The sequence below is a fragment of the Blautia sp. DFI.1.216 genome (genome assembly GCF_020594215.1).
GTDB classification, from domain to species: domain Bacteria; phylum Bacillota; class Clostridia; order Lachnospirales; family Lachnospiraceae; genus Blautia_A; species Blautia_A wexlerae.
Genome location: NZ_JAJDML010000005.1, coordinates 55,902 through 74,219, shown reverse-complemented (window position 1 = coordinate 74,219; position 18,318 = coordinate 55,902). Strand labels below are relative to the sequence as shown.

The following is an 18,318-nucleotide window of genomic DNA, read 5'->3' as shown; positions in this document are numbered from 1 at the left end:
ACAGAACCTTTTTTCTTTTTATAGAAATCCGGGACTATTGTTTCGCATACAATGATCCCGGAATATCCATACCTGTTTTTATTTTTCAGAAAACTGTTCAATGCCTCCAATTAAAAGATTACAGAAAAGTAATTCCTGATCAATATTAATAGAAACATACGATTGGAATATTGCAGTCAATAATATTATAAAGTTCTGCTGCTTTCTCCGGCGGCATATTGATACATCCATGCGAACCGCCTTCCATGAAACGATCTCCACCAAAGTATGGCTGCCAGTTTGCATCATGGAAACCAATACCGCCATTAAACGGCATCCAGTACGTTACCGGCTGTTCATATTCGTATTTACCATTTGCCAGCTGTTTACCTCTGAGCACATCCGGGCTCTTCTTATAATAAATCGTATAAATACCGGCCGGAGTCTGACGGTCAGAATATCTCATATCACCGGAAACAATATCTGACTCAAAGATATCTTCTCCGTTCTGGTAGAAATACATATGCTGTTCGGACAGATCCACTTCAATATAAGTATTTCCTATATCATTGTAACCATGTGCATTGGCTGTCATAGAATAAACCGGCTCTCTGGTTGTCTGTGTCCCTGACTGGATTTCCTGTGTCAGCTGTGCAACCTCTGAAACCTGGTCTATCTGCCATCCATATGCAGAACCGTATACACTGACAGTTCTCCCACTTGTTGTCTGGAACTCTCTTTCAGTTCCCACCGTATCATGGGCCGCTGCAAGCTGCGCCACATAATCTGCGATGTGCTGTCTGAAAGATGTATCATCCATGATCAGCTGTCCTTTTTCATCAAAATTCAGCCAGTCCTTGATCGTATTTCCATCCAGGGTTTCCGTTTCATCTCCAAAAGTATACGTAATGCTTGCTTTTGTGAAATTGTTACATGCATTAAGAGACGCCTGCAGATCCGGATTGTCGCTGGTAATATCTGCTTTTACATACACGTCCGGCTCACTGTCGAAATCAACCGAAGTTTTATTTCCCGAAACAGCTTCCGAAAGCACGTTATAAGCATTTTTCAAATCCAGCTTACTTCCCTCTGTCTCCGGAACAATCTCAAACTGCGAATCTCCATATGCGACATATGCATTCTCAGGAGCTACCTGATTCTCTTTCTGTGCACAGTTAAGTGCCTTCACCTGTTTTTTCAGCTTTTCTTTATCGTAAGTCGTGTTCTCAGCGGCTGTATAGCTCTTCTTTTCAAAAAAACCTCTGATCCATTCATAAGGTTTCTGATCTTTCAAAAGTTTCAGAACACTTCCATCAGAAACATAACTATAGCCGATCTGATCTCCGCTGATCGTCTGCGGATCCAGATTTCTGGAATCAACCTCTATGGAATAGTTCTCTACTGTCTTCGCAATCTTCTGTTCTGCCTCATAAGCAGTTTTACCCGAACAGTCAATACCATTGATCGATGTTCCTTCAAAGAATTTATCCGAATAATAATATGACATACCCGCATATGCAGCTCCGGTGCTTACAATAACCATTGCCACTGCGATTCCTGTAATCTTCAATCCTTTATGCTTCTTTCGGACAGGTGGTTCATAAGGTGCAAGATCTTCATCATTGATCGGTACATACGAAATTCTCCCCGGTCTTGCGGATTTATGGCGTCTGCCAGTTGTTTCCTTACTGCCATTTGGGACTGTGTTGTTTTTTTCCTCTTTGTTGCCCATCTATTTTCTCCTCAACATAAATGTTACCGTTCATTTTTCCTGAAGCCTATTACTTTTGAATCATATTACTGTTGATTCGGTTAATTAAGAGGCTTGCTATAATTCTTAATAATACGCTTCACAATACACAGAATTTATGTACTGATCACATAAACCTGCGCTGCATGTTTCATTATAACATAATTCTTCCAATTTGCACCTACTATTCACCTTTTTCTCATTTTTTATTACTGTTTGCAGGTAATATCCCCGAAAAATGTTTTCTTTGGCAAATCCCTTGTGATTTTTCTTATTTTTACAGGCCAAGTCTGCGTTTCATATCCTTCATCACATAGAAATACATGATGATCAGAAGTCCTCCTGCAAGCACCCATGCCATCGGACTGGCCATACATGCTCCAAAGTAACTCTTATGAGCTGCCGCAATCATGGCAGTGATTCCACGTCCTGCCAGTTCTGCAACACCGGCAAGCATTGGAAGCAGTCCGTATCCCATACCCTGGATACCATTCCTGAGCGCATTGACAAAGTGAAGTGGTATGAAAAATACTGCCACGCATTTCACATAAGTATCAACCATAGGAATGACTTCTGCGGCATTATCTGAAATAAACAGATAAGACAGATATTTGCCAAAGAAGAAAATGATCACACCTGTAACAATAGCATAGGTAATTCCTATAATATGCGCACTGTTAAATCCCTGTCTGACTCTGTCCAGTTTACGTGCTCCTATATTCTGTGCATTATATGTTGCCATTGTTGTTCCGATTGCAACATATGCCTGGGTAAAAATATTCTCAATCTTATTTCCTGCCGTAAATGCCGCTACTGCATAGGAACCAAGAATATTCAGCGCAGACTGTACCATCATGGTTCCGATCGCAGTGATGGAATACTGCAGTCCCATGGGAATGCCCACAAGAATTTCTTTTTTGGCAATCTCTGAACGAAATCTCCAGTCATCCGCCTTCAGTCTCAATTCCGGTACGTATTTTATAATATAAATCAGACAGAGCACTCCGGATACTCCCTGTGCTGTGATCGTCGCCCAGGCAGCCCCTGCAACTCCCATATGGAAAACAATAATAAACACCAGGTCAAGTACTATATTCAAAAGTGCCGCCAGAATCAGAAAATACAATGGTGTCTTACTGTTTCCCAGTGCTCTCAGAATACTGGCCAGGATATTATATAATACCTGTGCAAAAATACCTCCGCATATGATCATAATGTAGATATATGCATCCTGAAAAATATCCTCCGGTGTATGCATTAATGTCAGAAGCGAGTGCATCCCCACCATACTGACAGCCGTCATTATAACCGATATGATAATTGAAAGTAACGCCGCATTTCCCACTGACTGGCGCATCTCATCCATCTTTCCCGCACCGAATTTCTGTGAGGTCAGAACTGTAAAACCGGCTGTCAGTCCCGTAAGAAAACCTATGATCAGAAACATGATCGTTCCTGTTGAACCAACCGCTGCCAGCCCTTTTGTTCCTACAAATTTTCCTACGATTATGGCATCTGCCATGTTGTAAAACTGCTGGAATACATTACCTATAAATACAGGTATCGTAAAGTCAAGTATCATCTTCATTGGTTTCCCAACTGTCATGTCTGTCTGCATTCCAATAAACCCTCCCAATCCTTTTTTAATCCTCTTTATTTACTGTTTCCGACATCTGTTTTATCAGATATCAGAGCGATTATAGTTGAAAATTTTTTCCATTTCAAGATGTGTTTTTTAATTCCATGATTTTCTACATAATCACCAAAAACAGACAAAAAACCCTCTGATTTGTGTCAGAGGGTTTCGTCAATATCACGAACTGCTGATGTCTGCCAAGCAGTTCTCACAGTTTTTGTATTATATTATTTCTCTACAAGAAGAGATTTTCCTGTCATTTCTACAGGCTGTTCCATTCCCATAAGCTGGATCAGTGTAGGAACGATATCTGCAAGACATCCGTTCTCGCGCAGTGTGTATTTCGGATCTGCATTTACAAGAATGAATGGTACAGGATTTGTTGTATGTGCAGTCCACGGAGCACCTGTCTCATAGTCGATCAGCTGTTCTGCATTTCCATGGTCAGCACAGATAAACATCTGTCCGTCCACTTCTTTAAGAGCCTCTACTGCTTTGCCAACACATTCATCAACAGTTTCCACTGCTTTGATGGCAGCTTCCTGTACGCCTGTATGTCCAACCATATCCGGGTTTGCAAAGTTAATCACAATCACATCATATTTGTCAGATTTGATCGCATCTACCAGTTTTCCGCAAACCTGAGGTGCACTCATTTCCGGCTGAAGATCGTAAGTTGCAACCTTCGGAGATTTAACCAGGATTCTGTCCTCTCCTTTGTTCGGCTCTTCCACACCGCCATTGAAGAAGAATGTAACATGTGCATATTTCTCTGTTTCAGCAATACGCGCCTGAGTCATATTGTGCGCTGCAAGATACTCGCCAAATGTATTGTGAAGCTGAACCTTGTGGAATGCAACCTGTTTATTCTGAATGGTATCATCGTAATCTGTAAAGCATACGAAAGTAACCTGTGGTCTTGCTTTTCTTTCAAATCCCTGGAAATCATCATCACAGAATGCTCTTGTGATCTCACGTGCGCGGTCAGGACGGAAGTTAAAGAATACAACAGAATCTTTATCAGATACAACACCTGTCGGCTGTCCGTCTTTCTCGATAACTGTAGGAAGAACAAACTCATCTGTCTTATCATTATCATAGGAAGCCTGAACTGCTGCCGGGGCATCTGTTCCTTTTACGCCTTCTCCTGATGTAAGAGCATTATATGCCAGTTCTACACGATCCCAGCGGTTATCACGATCCATCGCATAGTAACGTCCGGAAACAGTAGCAATCTCACCTACACCGATCTTCTTCATCTCTGCTTCAAGAGCCTCTACAAACTCTTTACCTGATGCAGGAGGTGTGTCACGACCGTCAAGGAAACAATGTACGTAAACCTTCTCAACGCCCTCTCTCTTAGCCATCTCAAGTAATCCATAAAGATGTGTATTATGACTGTGCACACCACCATCAGAAAGAAGTCCCATGAAATGTACTGCAGAATTATTCTCTTTTGCGTTCTTCATTGCTGCAAGAAGAGCTTCATTCTTAAAGAAATCACCGTCCTGGATTTCTTTTGTGATTCTGGTAAGTTCCTGATATACGATACGGCCTGCGCCCATATTCATATGTCCTACTTCAGAATTACCCATCTGTCCGTCCGGAAGACCTACTGCCAGTCCGCTTGCGTTTCCTTTTACAAATGGATATTCTGCCATCAGCTTGTCCATAACCGGTGTTTTAGCCAGATATACAGCGTTTCCTTCCTTTTTGTCATTCAGACCATATCCATCAAGAATCATTAATACGGTTGGTTTTTTGCTCATAATGTTCTCCTTTTATGTTTATTCATAATTGATAACTGTTTTGCTGATATCAGGAGCAGAAAACTGATCATCTCTGCACAATAAAACTTTTATATCTGACATCTCTTATATAGTATCAAAATCTCAGGATTTTTCAATTCTTTTTTTGTATCTGTTTCATTTTCATTACTATATATATGAAAAGAACAGTAACTTATTTTCCATATACACGAATGATCGTTGAAATCTTTCTTACGGAATCCCTGTTTCTCAGTTCTTCGATGGCAGTTCTAAAATCACCTTCTCTTACCTTCTCAGTGATCACAACTACTTCCGCACACCCTTCCACCTTGGTATCTTTCTGGATAATCTGTGCAACACTGACCTGATATTTGGCAAAAATAGCAGTCATCTCGGCAAGAACACCGCAGCGATCCTCTACTTTGAGACGGAGGAAATAACGGTTATGTGTATCTTCCATTTTCTTAACAGGGATATTCTTGTAACAGGTACATCCGATTCTGCCGCAGCATCCTGCAAGAATATTTCTCACAATATCAAATACATCACCCACAACTGCACTGGCTGTAGGAAGTTCTCCTGCTCCTCTTCCGAAGAACATGGCATCTTCCACTGCATCTCCATGGACAAATACTGCATTATAGGAATCATTTACAGTTGCAAGCGGATGGGAACTGGGGATCAGCATCGGGCACACATATGCTTCAATTCCGTCTGCTTCGTTTCTTGCAACACCCAGAAGCTTGATATCACGTCCCATTTCTTTCGCATAATGAATATCTTTTGATGTGATCTTGGCAATTCCCTCTGTATATACATCGTTAAATACCACACGTGAGTTAAATGCCACAGATGCAAGGATCGCTACCTTACGTCCTGCATCCAGACCTTCGATATCAGCAGTCGGATCAGCCTCCGCATATCCAAGTTCTGTTGCAAGTGCCAGGGCATCCTTAAACTCCATACCTTCCTGAGTCATCTTTGTCAGAATAAAGTTTGTGGTTCCGTTTACAATACCCATAACTTCTGTCATGTGATTTCCTGCCAGACACTGTTTCAATGGTCTGATGATCGGAATACCACCTGCTACTGCTGCTTCAAACAGAAAATCCACTTTACTCTCATGTGCCGCATCCAGAAGCTCATGACCATGTACTGCGATCAGATCCTTGTTTGCAGAGACTACATGCTTACCGGCTTTTAATGCAGAAAGGATATACTCTTTTGCAGGATTAATCCCACCCATCAGTTCAATCACAATCTCAATCTCCGGATCATTTATAATCTCATCCCACTGGCTGGTGAGCAAAGAGGCATCTTCTATCTTCGCTGCTGCCTTCTCTATATTTCTCACAAGGATTTTCTTTATCTCAACTTTACAGCCAATCTTGGCCGACATTTCCTTTTCCTGATTCTTCAGTACCTTATATACACCTGTTCCTACTGTTCCAAATCCTAACAGTGCGGCTTTGATGACATTTTCATTCATTTTGCAGGATTCCCCTTTCGTTTTCGTTGGTTTTTATAGTATGGCAGAATTTCCTATTTGTCAAGTTTGTCTGCATTTTTAAGCAAAATCTTTATCATATTTTCCAGTTCTTTGTTCCGTCTGCGAAGCCATCTCACATACCATAATATCCCCACTCCTGCCACCCAGGCAGAAATACAGAATATTCCATCCAGGATCATATAAACAGTTCTCTCTGTCCCCCTGGCAGGGGCTCCACTCAGGAAGCAGTAATACATTGCCACTGATATGCAGGCTGCGGCCACGCCTTCCATTATCTTTCTGATCGTCTTCATTATATCACTTTCCTTCTCAATAGTGTCTTTATAAAGACACTGTTACAAGACCTATTTTAACCCGATAATAAATATGAATCAAGAACAAATCGGACGGTTATTACATATGATAAGCTATAGAAAATTATGGAAGACTATGAAGGAGCGGAAAATCAGCCAGTATGCCCTGTACACTCACTATGGCATAAGCACTTCTTTTCTGGATAAACTCCGTCATAATGAAAATGTGGAAATCCGCAGTCTTGATATCTTATGTTCAATCCTTGACTGCGATTTCGGTGATATTGTAGAACACATTCCGGATAATGCTGAACCTGAGGAAAAATAATTTTTTCGGGTTCAGCATCAATATGATGTAGTTGTGCCCTTTTATAGAACTATTTGTTCTTTTTATCTTTCTCATGATGTTAGGTCAAAAGGTATTTTACCCCTAACCTGATATCTTCTCATATCTATAATATATTTTGCTTATCATATCCTGCAGAAAGTCAGGCGGATATTCGCAATCTCCACAGGGGACTTACCTGATTCGGTTAAAACATTATTTATAATGTTATCCTATAAGTCCATTCACAAAAACATAAGATTTTTTCATTTATTTATGATATACTTATTACTGTCTCCTTCGTTCTCAGTAACGCAGACTTATCTATGGCATTCTCTTCAGGCGCATAATATCATCCGCTTCGCAATTTATCAGTTAAATAGTGCGTTCAGGAGACTTGCTGCAGATTTACAAAATATTTTTACCTGAAAGGATCGTAGTATATATGAAATATGATGTAGTGATCATCGGCGCAGGACCTGGCGGTATTTTCTCTGCCTATGAACTGATGAAGCAAAATAACGATTTAAAGATTGCTGTTTTTGAGGCTGGAAATCCTCTCAGTAAAAGACATTGCCCAATTGATGGTGACAAAGTAAAAACCTGTATCAAATGTAAAACCTGTGCCATTATGAGCGGCTTTGGCGGTGCCGGTGCTTTCTCTGACGGCAAATACAATATCACAAATGATTTCGGCGGAACACTTTATGAACATATTGGAAAGAAAGACGCTCTTGACCTGATGCGTTACGTAGATGAGATCAATGTTGCCTACGGCGGACAGGACACAAAAATGTATTCTACAGCCGGAACCAAATTCAAAAAACTTTGTATGCAGAACAAATTAAAGCTTCTGGATGCTTCCGTACGTCATCTGGGAACAGACATTAACTATGTGGTTCTTGAGAACTTATATGCAAAATTAAAAGAGCATGTTGATTTTCATTTCAACACTCCTGTAGAACGTCTGGAAGTACTTGAAGACAGATACCGTATCATCACAAAGAATGATACCACTGACTGCAGCAAATGCATTGTATCCGTAGGCAGAAGCGGAAGCAAATGGATGGAACAGATCTGTAAAGAACTTGATATCCCAACCAAATCAAACCGGGTAGACCTGGGTGTACGTGTAGAACTTCCTGCTGTTATCTTCTCACACCTGACAGACGAACTGTATGAGAGTAAGATTGTCTACAGAACAGAAAAATTCGAAGATAATGTGAGGACTTTCTGTATGAATCCTTATGGCATCGTTGTAAACGAAAATACAAACGGCATTGTCACAGCAAATGGACACAGCTATGAAGATCCGTCCAAACAGACAGAAAATACAAACTTCGCACTGTTGGTAGCCAAACATTTCTCCGAGCCATTTAAAGACAGTAATGGATATGGCGAAAGCATTGCCCGTCTTTCCAATATGCTGGGCGGCGGAGTGATCGTACAGCGTTTCGGCGATCTGGTGCGCGGAAGAAGGAGTACGGTTGCACGTATCGAAGAAGGTATGGTACGACCTACTCTCGCAGCTACTCCCGGTGATCTGAGTCTTGTTCTCCCGAAACGTATCCTTGACGGAATCATTGAAATGATTTATGCTCTGGATAAAATCGCTCCCGGGACAGCTAATGACGACACCCTCCTCTATGGTGTGGAGGTTAAGTTCTATAATATGGAAGTTGATATTGATGAAAATCTGGAAAGCAGATACAAAGGCCTGTATATCATTGGAGACGGAAGCGGTGTAACCCATTCCCTGTCCCATGCTTCTGCAAGCGGTGTATATGTAGCACGCCAGATTGTTGAGAATCTGTAAAAGACCGGATTTCTTCTGATGGATACCTCCAACTACAGCAATCAATAACCTTAAAGTCCCCATCTGTCTCTTACAGTTGAAACAGATAGGGACTTGTTTATTATATTTTCTGGTATGCCATCCATTTATCCATTCCCAGACGTTCAAATGAACCGCAGTACTGAAATCCGCATTTTTCCAGAAGTTTCTGCATGGGGATGTTATCGCTGTATGTATCCATACGGAGATTCAGTGTCTGAGCATAGGCCCAGTCCAGACAGAATGATGCGGCTCCTCTTACTATTCCTGTGGACGCTACCCTGTGAACTACTCCATAGGGTTCTTCATTCAGCCATTTTCCATTAATTTCTTTATAATCTTCATCTTCTTCCGCCGCATAATAGAAAACACAGGCAATCCGCCCTTCTGACATGCACAGATACATTTTATCAATATCATGCTCTATCAGTTCTGTTGAGGGGTAATCTTCACCCCACTGTTCTGCATTGCCATTTTCTCTCATAAATTTGCGGGCTTTATCATAAACTTGCATGATCTGCCCAAGATCCTGCACTGATGCTTTTCTTATTTCCATGAAACCTTCCTTTTCTTTTGGTATTTATATTCTTTTAGTATTTGTATTCGTTTTGATTTTTCGTCTATTTCTCAAATTTTTTCGTCAAAAGACAAATATTTTCACAATGGTCTGTAAAACTGAACATATCTACCGGCTGTATTTTTCTCACATCATAGCCATGTTTTGTCAAATACTCCAGATCTCTTGCCAGTGTTTCCGGTCCACAGGAGATATATACGATTCTTGATGGATTCAGTTTGATAACAGAGGACATAAACTTTTTATCACTGCCGGTACGTGGCGGATCCATAAACACAACATCTGCATGTTCTCCGTTTTCTGCCATGTTTTCCATAAATTCTCCTGCATCTCCCTGATAGAAACGTGCATTTGTAATCTTATTTTCCTTTGCATTGATTCTGGCATCGCGGACTGCATCCGGATTTAATTCCACACCAATGACATTCTTTGCCCGCTTTGCAGCTACAAGTCCGATTGTTCCTATTCCGCAGTATGCATCTATCACTGTTTCTTTTCGTCCAAGCCCCGCATATTCAATTGCTGTCTTATACAGAATTTCTGTCTGTACAGGATTTACCTGATAAAAAGACTGCGGAGAAATGCGGAATGTACATCCGCAGAGCGTATCCCGGATATATCCTTTTCCATAAATGACGATATCACGCTCACCCAGTACCATACTGGTCTTCTTATCATTGACGTTAAGCACAACTGTTGTAATCTGTGGGTATTTCTTTCTCAGAGCTTTCACAAAATTATTTTTTGAAGGAAAGATCGGGGAACCAATCACAATAACCACCATGATCTCATCTGTGAAAAACCCTCTTCTCACCAGCACATGGCGCAAAAGTCCATATCCTGTGTCCTCATCATATGTTTTGATTCTAAAAGATTTCAGCATATCCCGAATTGTACGGATGATTTCCTGACTGATCTTATCCTCGATCATGCACTCTTCTATCGGAACAACCTTATGTGTTTTCGCTTCGTAGGTTCCACAGATAATATTACCTTTTTTATCCCTGTCAAATACTGCATGAACTTTATTTCTATAATAAAAGGGATCATCCATTCCAATGATTGGTTTTACATTTGCAAACTTTCCAAGAAGCTTCTTCATCCTTTTCTGCTTGGCGGCAAGCTGTTCTTTATAAGGAACACCCTGATACTGGCAGCTTCCGCATTTCTTTGATACACTACATTTTGTTACTTTTTCTTCCATAAAATATTAACCTGCTTTCTATAATTACACATTTTTTACATTATATCAGCGAAAATGGATTCCCGCAATCAGACAATCTTTATTTATCTGTCAATTTCCTCTCCGAATGTCGAAAAAGCAGGGATTCTGTCGAAATGTTTTTGACTGATTTCTGTTGAAACTTGTAGACGAATGTAGAAAAATATGATATAGTTTGTACATACAAAAGAGAAAATCATCGAATTGCCAAAGAGAAAAAAATTTATATCACCAAGGATAAAAACTCAGAAATACTCCAAAATACAAAAGATAAAATACATGAACTAAATACACCTGATAAATAGTCAAAATACAAAAGTATCGAGGCATTCCTTTCGTACAAAAGAGATTGACCCAAAGTACAAAAGAAACAGCTTACAGCAGATTTTTACACCAGATAAAAAAGACAGTTTCAGTAATGAAGCTGTCTTTTTCTTTATACATATTAATTTCATAAGATACTATGTGTCTGACATAGCCAAACAAATATTCGCAACAGCAATTAGAGCAGGTAACTTACCTGCTTCAACTATAACAATCCCCTGAACACAATCCAATCAGTAAAATTACCAATTTTCCTGTATTCAGGGGCATTATATTATTTCTCGTTTGGACACAAAGATTATCTGCTTATAATCAGTTTTTTATTCTTATTTGTAGTTTACGATCTTTCCGAAATCAGCTTTCAGAGAAGCGCCACCTACAAGGCCGCCATCGATATCGTTCTGAACGAATAAGTCAGGTGCTGTTGCAGGATTTACAGATCCGCCATACTGGATACGGATTGCTTCTGCTGTTGCTTCATCATAGATTTCAGCGATGCATGCACGAATACCTGCGCATACTTCCTGAGCCTGCTCAGTTGTAGCTGTTTTACCTGTTCCGATTGCCCAGATTGGCTCGTAAGCGATAACTGCTGTCTTAGCCTGATCTGCTGTAACACCCTGGAATCCAACTTTAACCTGCTGACGGATGAAATCCATTGTCACGCCCTGTTCTCTCTGAGTAAGAGTTTCGCCACAGCACATGATAGGTGTAATTCCATGTTCGAAAGCTTTGAGAACTTTCTTGTTAACATCTTCGTTTGTTTCTCCGAAGTATTCTCTTCTTTCGGAATGTCCAAGAACAACATATTTAACTCCGGCATCTACGAGCATTGCAGGGGAGATTTCTCCTGTGTATGCACCTTTCTCTTCAAAGTACATGTTCTCAGCACCAACCTGGATGTTTGTTCCCTTAGTAGCTTCTACAACCGGGATGATATCGATTGCAGGTACGCAGAATACTACGTCTACTTCATCGTTAACTACTAATGGTTTTAATGTTTCTACTAATTTAACGGCTTCGCTTGGTGTCATGTTCATTTTCCAGTTACCAGCGATAATTTTCTTTCTTGCCATGATGATTTATCTCCTTAGTATCCCTGTGGGATGTTATTATATTCTTATTTATCGTTTGCTGCTGCAACACCCGGGAGTTCTTTTCCTTCCAGGAATTCAAGAGATGCACCGCCACCTGTGGAGATGTGTGTCATCTTGTCGCCATAACCAAGGATGTTAACTGCAGCTGCAGAATCACCACCACCGATAATAGTTGTGGCATCTGTTTCAGCAAGTGCTTTGGCAACAGCTTCTGTACCATGAGCGAAGTTTGGCATTTCGAAGCAGCCCATCGGTCCGTTCCAAACAACTGTCTTAGCATCTTTTACAGCGTCAGCGAAAAGCTTCTCTGTTTCCGGTCCGATATCCATTCCTTCCCATCCGTCCGGAATCTCACCACGTTTAACAACCTGGATATTACAGTCATTAGAGAAGTTATCACCGATTCTGTTATCTACCGGAAGAAGAAGTTTCACACCTTTGTCTTCTGCTTTCTTCATCATGTCCAATGCATACTGAAGATAATCATCCTCACAAAGAGATGTTCCGATATGTCCACCCATAGCTTTTGAGAATGTGTAAGACATACCACCACCAATGATAAGAGTATCTACTTTATCAAGAAGGTTATTGATTACAGAAATCTTGCTGGAAACCTTAGCTCCGCCAAGGATAGCAACAAACGGTCTCTCAGGATTGTTCACTGCATTTCCAAGGAAATCGATTTCCTTCTGCATTAAGTAACCAACAACTGCTGTATCAACATATTTGGTCACACCAACATTAGAGCAGTGTGCTCTGTGAGCTGTACCAAATGCATCATTAACAAATACATCACAAAGAGAAGCAAGTTCTTTGCTGAATTCGTCTCCGTTCTTTGTTTCTTCTGCGCGATAACGTGTGTTTTCAAGTAAGATAACATCTCCGTCTTTCATCTCAGCTACTGCTGCTTTTGCGTTAGGTCCTACTACTTCAGGATCTGCTGCAAACTTAACTTCCTGTCCTAATAATTCGGAAAGACGTTTTGCAACCGGTGCAAGAGATAATTCCGGTTTCGGCTCTCCCTTCGGTTTTCCAAGGTGGGAGCAGAGAATAACCTTTCCGCCGTCAGCGATCAGCTTCTTGATTGTAGGAAGAGCTGCAACCAGACGGTTCTCATCTGTGATCTTTCCATCCTGAAGAGGAACATTGAAGTCACATCTTACAAGAACTTTTTTGCCTTTTACATTGATATCATCAACAGATTTTTTATTCAGCATTTGTGGTGCCTCCTTAATAATATTCTTTAACAGTTACTGCATATCTGTAAACAGTAACTTATTGATTTCCTGCTGTCATTCCAGACCACGCGAAAAGGGTCCGGTCCAAATCAGACCGGACCCTTCGTTGGAGTCTATTCCTTTACACTTACTGAAAATTAAGCGTTCAGTAATTTACCAAAGTGTTTGATTGTACGAACCATCTGGCTTGTGTAGGAGTTCTCATTGTCATACCAGGAAACTACCTGTACTTCTGTTGTGCCATTCTCAAGTGGAAGAACCATTGTCTGAGTAGCATCGAACAGAGAACCAAATCTCATACCAACGATATCGCTGGATACGATTTCATCTTCGTTGTATCCGAAGGATTCATTAGAAGCTGCTTTCATAGCTGCGTTGATCTGTTCTTTTGTTACGTTTCCTTCAACAACTGCTGTTAAGATTGTTGTAGAACCTGTTGGGGTAGGAACACGCTGAGCAGATCCGATAAGTTTACCGTTCAGTTCCGGAATAACAAGACCGATAGCTTTAGCAGCACCTGTGCTGTTAGGAACGATGTTAACTGCAGCTGCACGAGATCTTCTTAAATCACCTTTTCTCTGTGGTCCGTCAAGTGTCATCTGATCGCCTGTGTAAGCGTGGATTGTGCACATAATACCGGATTTGATTGCAGCAAGATCATTTAATGCTTTAGCCATTGGAGCTAAGCAGTTTGTTGTACAGGAAGCTGCGGAGATGATGTGATCTTCTTTTGTAAGAGTTTCATGGTTTACATTGTAAACGATTGTCTTAAGATCGTTTCCAGCCGGAGCGGAAATGATAACGTGTTTAGCACCTGCATCGATATGAGCCTGAGCTTTGTCTTTGGATGTATAGAATCCTGTACACTCAAGAACTACGTCTACACCGATTTCTCCCCATGGAAGTTCAGCAGCGTTAGCTTTTGCGTAAATTTTGATTTCTTTTCCGTCAACTGTGATGGAATCTTCTCCTGCTGTTACTGTATCTGCAAGAGCATATTTTCCCTGTGTTGAATCATATTTTAATAAGTGAGCAAGCATTTTAGGAGATGTTAAATCGTTGATTGCTACGATTTCAAATCCTTCTGCTCCAAACATCTGACGGAATGCAAGACGTCCAATACGTCCAAAACCATTAATTGCAACTTTTACTGCCATGATAAAATTCCTCCTATGAATTAAGTGGTTAATTATGGTAATCCTTTGTTTGTTAAAGAATCATCAACCTGTAATGTATTGTACATAATTCTAAACAAAAATTCAAGACCATTTTCCAAAAAACAGATAAAAATTAAGTAAAAAATGTAAATTATATGTTATACTGTGTATACAGTGCTTTATGAATACACTGATCCGGGCCTGTAATTGTGATATTTCAGGTGCAGATATATCCATTTAAGAGGACACAGTATTCATTTATAATATATCACACGCAAATATAACAGTACTGTTTTTACAGAAGAAAGGACTGAAATTATGGACAGACAAATATTGTGGGATTGTCATATGCACTCTTCTTTTTCTGCTGACTCGGATACGCCTATGGAAGTTATGATCCATCGCGCTGTTGAAACGGGACTACAGGGAATTACTTTTACGGAGCATCTGGATCCGGATTACCCTGTTACTCCGGACAATCTGGATTTTTCTCTGAATATTCCGGCTTACAAAGAAAAGCTGGCTGAACTTTCAGATATATATAAGGATAAAATTCAGGTACGTTTCGGAATTGAACTAGGACTGCAGATGCATCTGGGAGAATATTTTGACTCACTTCTCTCTCAGACACCTTTTGATTTCGTTATCGGTTCATCCCATCTTGTCCATGGGTATGATCCTTATTACCCGGAATTTTTTGAAGGACGTAAGGAATTTTTATGTTATATGGAATACTTTGAATCCATTCTTGAAAACATTTCCGCATATGACGGATTTGACGTTTACGGACATATTGATTATGTTGTCCGTTATGGTCCTAACAGGAACCGGGAATATTCTTACGGACGGTATAAAGATATTCTGGATGAGATTCTGAAGAAACTGATTTCCATGGGAAAAGGCATCGAACTTAATACCGGCGGATATCATTATGGTCTTGGAGAACCCAATCCATGTACTGCCGTAATAAGGCGCTATAGAGAACTTGGCGGAGAGATCATCACCATCGGAGCAGATGCGCATACTCCGGATAAAATCGCCTGTGCATTTGATAAAGCTGCCAGTGTACTGGAAGCCTGTGGTTTTCGTTACTATACAATCTTCAAAGACCGTAAACCGGAATTTATTTCTCTGTAAAACGTGTCAGTACTTGCCTATATGGCAGTTCCTATAATATAATATTACATATGATTTCAGAAGCCCAATTTCCAAACTGCTCCAAATACTGTTTCTCTGATCTGCATCATAGCTGATCATGATAAAAAACTGACAGCAGATATGGAAATTGCAGCTTTCTGTATATATTCGTAACTGTCCGGTGTCTCCATATTTATGTTTTATATGTCCCGACACTGCCCGGTTACTGTATTTTTCATAAACCAGGGAGGAATATTATGGCTAAAAAAAGACTCCAGAAGAAACGTTCTTCATCAACAATCAGAAAGCAGGAATCAGAAATTTTACAAGTGACTACTTCCAAAACTGAGCCTGTCAGAGTTGAAACTTCTAAAGTAGAACCTGTTAAGGTCGAGACTTCCAAAGTGGAACCTGTTAAGGTCGAGACTTCCAAAGTAGAACCTGTTAAGGTCGAGACTTCCAAAGTAGAACCTGTTAAGGTCGAGACTTCTAAAGTAGAACCTGTTAAGGTCGAGACTTCCAAAGTGGAACCTGTTAAACTGGACGTTCCTGTTGATCTTACTTTATATAATGAACGTTTTCAGAAACATTATGATGAGCTGAAATGGTTATATTGCGAATTATATCAGGATCGTGATGATGTCATGACATATCTGCATGATCTTACTTCTAATATGGAAGCTTTCTATAACAGCAGAAATTCAGCATTAAAGGCATCTGATAAAAAGCGTGAGGCTGATCCGGACTGGTATAAACGCAATGACCTTGTAGGCATGATGATGTATGTAAACAATTTTGCACATACTTTAAAAGGTCTGGAGGAACATCTGGATTATGTGGAAGAATGTAATGTCAATTATCTTCATCTGATGCCTCTGCTCGCATCTCCGAAAGGAAAAAGTGACGGTGGTTACGCAGTAGCTGACTTCCGCACAGTGCAGCCTGAGCTTGGTACTATGGAGGACTTTTCAGAGCTTACCTCCAAATGCCATGAACGCGGCATCAACATCTGCCTTGATTTCGTTATGAACCATACTTCCGAAGAGCATGAGTGGGCAAAACGGGCTCGCGCAGGTGAAAAAGAATACCAGGACCGTTATTTCTTCTTTGATACCTACGATGTTCCTGCTCTCTATGAGAAGACCTGTCCACAGGTATTCCCAACTACCGCACCGGGCAACTTTACATGGCTGGATGACCTTCACAAACATGTCATGACTACTTTCTATCCATACCAGTGGGATTTAAACTACAGAAATCCTGTTGTGTTTAACGAAATGGTCTACAATATGTTATATCTGGCAAACCAGGGTGTTGACATCGTACGTCTCGATGCAGTTCCTTATATCTGGAAGCAGCTTGGAACAAACTGCCGCAACCTGCCACAGGTTCACACAATCGTACGTATGATGCGTATGATCTGCGAGATCGTGTGCCCGGGAGTCCTTCTTCTCGGAGAGGTTGTCATGGCTCCTGAAAAAGTTGTTCCATATTTCGGTACACTTGAAAAGCCGGAATGCCATATCCTGTATAACGTTACTACTATGGCAAGCACCTGGCACACAGTTGCAACCAAAGATGTATCTCTGCTTCGCAGACAGCTGGATATTCTGGGATCTCTTCCAAAAGAATACATCTTCCAGAATTATCTGCGTTGCCACGATGATATTGGCTGGGGACTGGATTATGATTTCCTGAAGAATTTCTCAATCGATGAGGTTTCTCATAAGAAATTCCTGAATGATTTCTTTACAGGCAAATATCCGGATACATTTGGCCGCGGTGAACTTTACAATGATGACCCGCGTCTGGGTGATGCAAGACTTTGCGGTACTACCGCATCTCTGTGCGGCATTGAGAAATATGGTTTTGAAGGAAATGTAGTTGGTGTTGACAGAAGTGTGCGCTATGACATCACACTTCATGCATTTATGCTTTCCCAGTCAGGTATCCCTGTAATCTACAGCGGAGATGAGATTGGTCAGGTAAACGACTATTCTTATAAAGATGATCCTGATAAGGCAGTTGATTCCCGCTATCTTCACAGAGGAGAATTCAACTGGTCACTTGCTCCAAACAGAAATATCGCAGATACAGTACAGGGAAAACTTTTCCACGCACTGGATCATCTGGAACATATCAGAAGTTCACACAGCGTTTTTGACACAACAGCTGATCTTCGTACAATCGATACCTGGGATTCTTCTATCCTTGCAATCGTACGCGAAAATGCAGAGGAGAAATTCATCGGAATCTATAACTTCAGCGATCAGGATAAGGTTGCATGGATCAACGAAGATGACGGCATATACACTGATCTTATCTCAGGACATGAGATGGAAGCTAAAGGTGTTATGATTCCTGCATTTGGATGCTTCTGGCTGTGCAAAAAGAAATAAACCATTAATCTGCATAACGCAGACCGCATAATGCAAACGAGGACAATCTGCATATTTTACAGATTGTCCTC

Annotated in this window: 14 protein-coding genes; 4 read left to right on the top strand and 10 right to left on the bottom strand. The window is 40.7% G+C overall.

Translation table 11 applies throughout. From position 1 onward, the window contains the following. Positions 1-145: 145 nt before the first annotated feature. The 5 genes from LJE11_RS03400 to LJE11_RS03380 all read right to left on the bottom strand — a co-directional run bounded on the left by LJE11_RS03400 (position 146) and on the right by LJE11_RS03380 (position 6,937). The gene (locus LJE11_RS03400; RefSeq protein WP_055057370.1) at positions 146-1,711 is read right to left on the bottom strand and encodes a L,D-transpeptidase family protein; all 1,566 of its coding nucleotides are present in this window, start codon (positions 1,709-1,711) and stop codon (positions 146-148) included. A 295-nt stretch (positions 1,712-2,006) separates the two neighbouring features. After that, entirely contained in the window at positions 2,007-3,347 is a 1,341-nt protein-coding gene (locus LJE11_RS03395) for an MATE family efflux transporter (RefSeq protein WP_055057371.1), read from the bottom strand. Positions 3,348-3,592: 245 nt separating this feature from the next. Next, a complete protein-coding gene (gene gpmI, locus LJE11_RS03390) occupies positions 3,593-5,134 on the bottom strand; it encodes a 2,3-bisphosphoglycerate-independent phosphoglycerate mutase (protein WP_055057372.1) in 1,542 nt (513 codons plus the stop codon). Between the two features lie 193 nt (positions 5,135-5,327). Next, positions 5,328-6,623 carry a homoserine dehydrogenase gene (locus LJE11_RS03385; RefSeq protein WP_026648431.1) on the bottom strand — a complete coding sequence of 432 codons (1,296 nt, stop codon included), beginning with the start codon at positions 6,621-6,623 and terminating at the stop codon, positions 5,328-5,330. 53 nt (positions 6,624-6,676) lie between these two features. Next, positions 6,677-6,937: a hypothetical protein gene (locus LJE11_RS03380; RefSeq protein ID WP_055057373.1), complete on the bottom strand. Its 261-nt coding sequence runs from the start codon at positions 6,935-6,937 to the stop codon at positions 6,677-6,679. 106 nt (positions 6,938-7,043) lie between these two features. Here LJE11_RS03380 and LJE11_RS03375 point away from each other — a divergent pair, with 106 nt between their 5' ends. Beyond that, positions 7,044-7,265, top strand: coding sequence for a helix-turn-helix domain-containing protein (locus LJE11_RS03375; RefSeq protein ID WP_026648433.1), 222 nt, complete (start codon positions 7,044-7,046; stop codon positions 7,263-7,265). 442 nt (positions 7,266-7,707) lie between these two features. After that, complete coding sequence (locus tag LJE11_RS03370; RefSeq protein ID WP_055057424.1) at positions 7,708-9,078, top strand: NAD(P)/FAD-dependent oxidoreductase; 1,371 nt, start codon at positions 7,708-7,710, stop codon at positions 9,076-9,078. A 100-nt stretch (positions 9,079-9,178) separates the two neighbouring features. On the opposite strand, the gene LJE11_RS03365 is transcribed toward LJE11_RS03370, so the two are convergent. The 5 genes from LJE11_RS03365 to gap all read right to left on the bottom strand — a co-directional run bounded on the left by LJE11_RS03365 (position 9,179) and on the right by gap (position 14,711). Then, positions 9,179-9,652, bottom strand: coding sequence for a GNAT family N-acetyltransferase (locus LJE11_RS03365; RefSeq protein ID WP_008704055.1), 474 nt, complete (start codon positions 9,650-9,652; stop codon positions 9,179-9,181). Between the two features lie 64 nt (positions 9,653-9,716). Continuing rightward, complete coding sequence (rlmD, locus tag LJE11_RS03360) at positions 9,717-10,877, bottom strand: 23S rRNA (uracil(1939)-C(5))-methyltransferase RlmD (protein ID WP_008704057.1); 1,161 nt, start codon at positions 10,875-10,877, stop codon at positions 9,717-9,719. A gap of 668 nt (positions 10,878-11,545) precedes the next feature. Then, positions 11,546-12,295: a triose-phosphate isomerase gene (gene tpiA, locus LJE11_RS03355; protein WP_008704058.1), complete on the bottom strand. Its 750-nt coding sequence runs from the start codon at positions 12,293-12,295 to the stop codon at positions 11,546-11,548. A 44-nt stretch (positions 12,296-12,339) separates the two neighbouring features. Continuing rightward, a complete protein-coding gene (locus LJE11_RS03350; RefSeq protein ID WP_008704060.1) occupies positions 12,340-13,533 on the bottom strand; it encodes a phosphoglycerate kinase in 1,194 nt (397 codons plus the stop codon). A gap of 158 nt (positions 13,534-13,691) precedes the next feature. Next, positions 13,692-14,711, bottom strand: coding sequence for a type I glyceraldehyde-3-phosphate dehydrogenase (gene gap, locus LJE11_RS03345; RefSeq protein WP_008704062.1), 1,020 nt, complete (start codon positions 14,709-14,711; stop codon positions 13,692-13,694). A gap of 318 nt (positions 14,712-15,029) precedes the next feature. On the opposite strand from gap, the gene LJE11_RS03340 reads away from it, so the two are divergent. After that, the gene (locus tag LJE11_RS03340) at positions 15,030-15,848 is read left to right on the top strand and encodes a histidinol-phosphatase HisJ family protein (RefSeq protein WP_008704063.1); all 819 of its coding nucleotides are present in this window, start codon (positions 15,030-15,032) and stop codon (positions 15,846-15,848) included. Between the two features lie 257 nt (positions 15,849-16,105). Next, positions 16,106-18,247, top strand: coding sequence for an amylosucrase (locus LJE11_RS03335; RefSeq protein WP_144137246.1), 2,142 nt, complete (start codon positions 16,106-16,108; stop codon positions 18,245-18,247). The last annotated feature ends 71 nt before the right edge of the window (positions 18,248-18,318 follow it).

Bases quoted from the DNA above. Each gene is read 5' to 3' on its own strand.
- LJE11_RS03400 (WP_055057370.1), bottom strand. From the start codon at position 1,711: ATGGGCAACAAAGAGGAAAAAAACAACACAGTCCCAAATGGCAGTAAG.
- LJE11_RS03395 (WP_055057371.1), bottom strand. From the start codon at position 3,347: ATGCAGACAGACATGACAGTTGGGAAACCAATGAAGATGATACTTGAC.
- gpmI (WP_055057372.1), bottom strand. From the start codon at position 5,134: ATGAGCAAAAAACCAACCGTATTAATGATTCTTGATGGATATGGTCTG.
- LJE11_RS03385 (WP_026648431.1), bottom strand. From the start codon at position 6,623: ATGAATGAAAATGTCATCAAAGCCGCACTGTTAGGATTTGGAACAGTA.
- LJE11_RS03380 (WP_055057373.1), bottom strand. From the start codon at position 6,937: ATGAAGACGATCAGAAAGATAATGGAAGGCGTGGCCGCAGCCTGCATA.
- LJE11_RS03375 (WP_026648433.1), top strand. From the start codon at position 7,044: ATGATAAGCTATAGAAAATTATGGAAGACTATGAAGGAGCGGAAAATC.
- LJE11_RS03370 (WP_055057424.1), top strand. From the start codon at position 7,708: ATGAAATATGATGTAGTGATCATCGGCGCAGGACCTGGCGGTATTTTC.
- LJE11_RS03365 (WP_008704055.1), bottom strand. From the start codon at position 9,652: ATGGAAATAAGAAAAGCATCAGTGCAGGATCTTGGGCAGATCATGCAA.
- rlmD (WP_008704057.1), bottom strand. From the start codon at position 10,877: ATGGAAGAAAAAGTAACAAAATGTAGTGTATCAAAGAAATGCGGAAGC.
- tpiA (WP_008704058.1), bottom strand. From the start codon at position 12,295: ATGGCAAGAAAGAAAATTATCGCTGGTAACTGGAAAATGAACATGACA.
- LJE11_RS03350 (WP_008704060.1), bottom strand. From the start codon at position 13,533: ATGCTGAATAAAAAATCTGTTGATGATATCAATGTAAAAGGCAAAAAA.
- gap (WP_008704062.1), bottom strand. From the start codon at position 14,711: ATGGCAGTAAAAGTTGCAATTAATGGTTTTGGACGTATTGGACGTCTT.
- LJE11_RS03340 (WP_008704063.1), top strand. From the start codon at position 15,030: ATGGACAGACAAATATTGTGGGATTGTCATATGCACTCTTCTTTTTCT.
- LJE11_RS03335 (WP_144137246.1), top strand. From the start codon at position 16,106: ATGGCTAAAAAAAGACTCCAGAAGAAACGTTCTTCATCAACAATCAGA.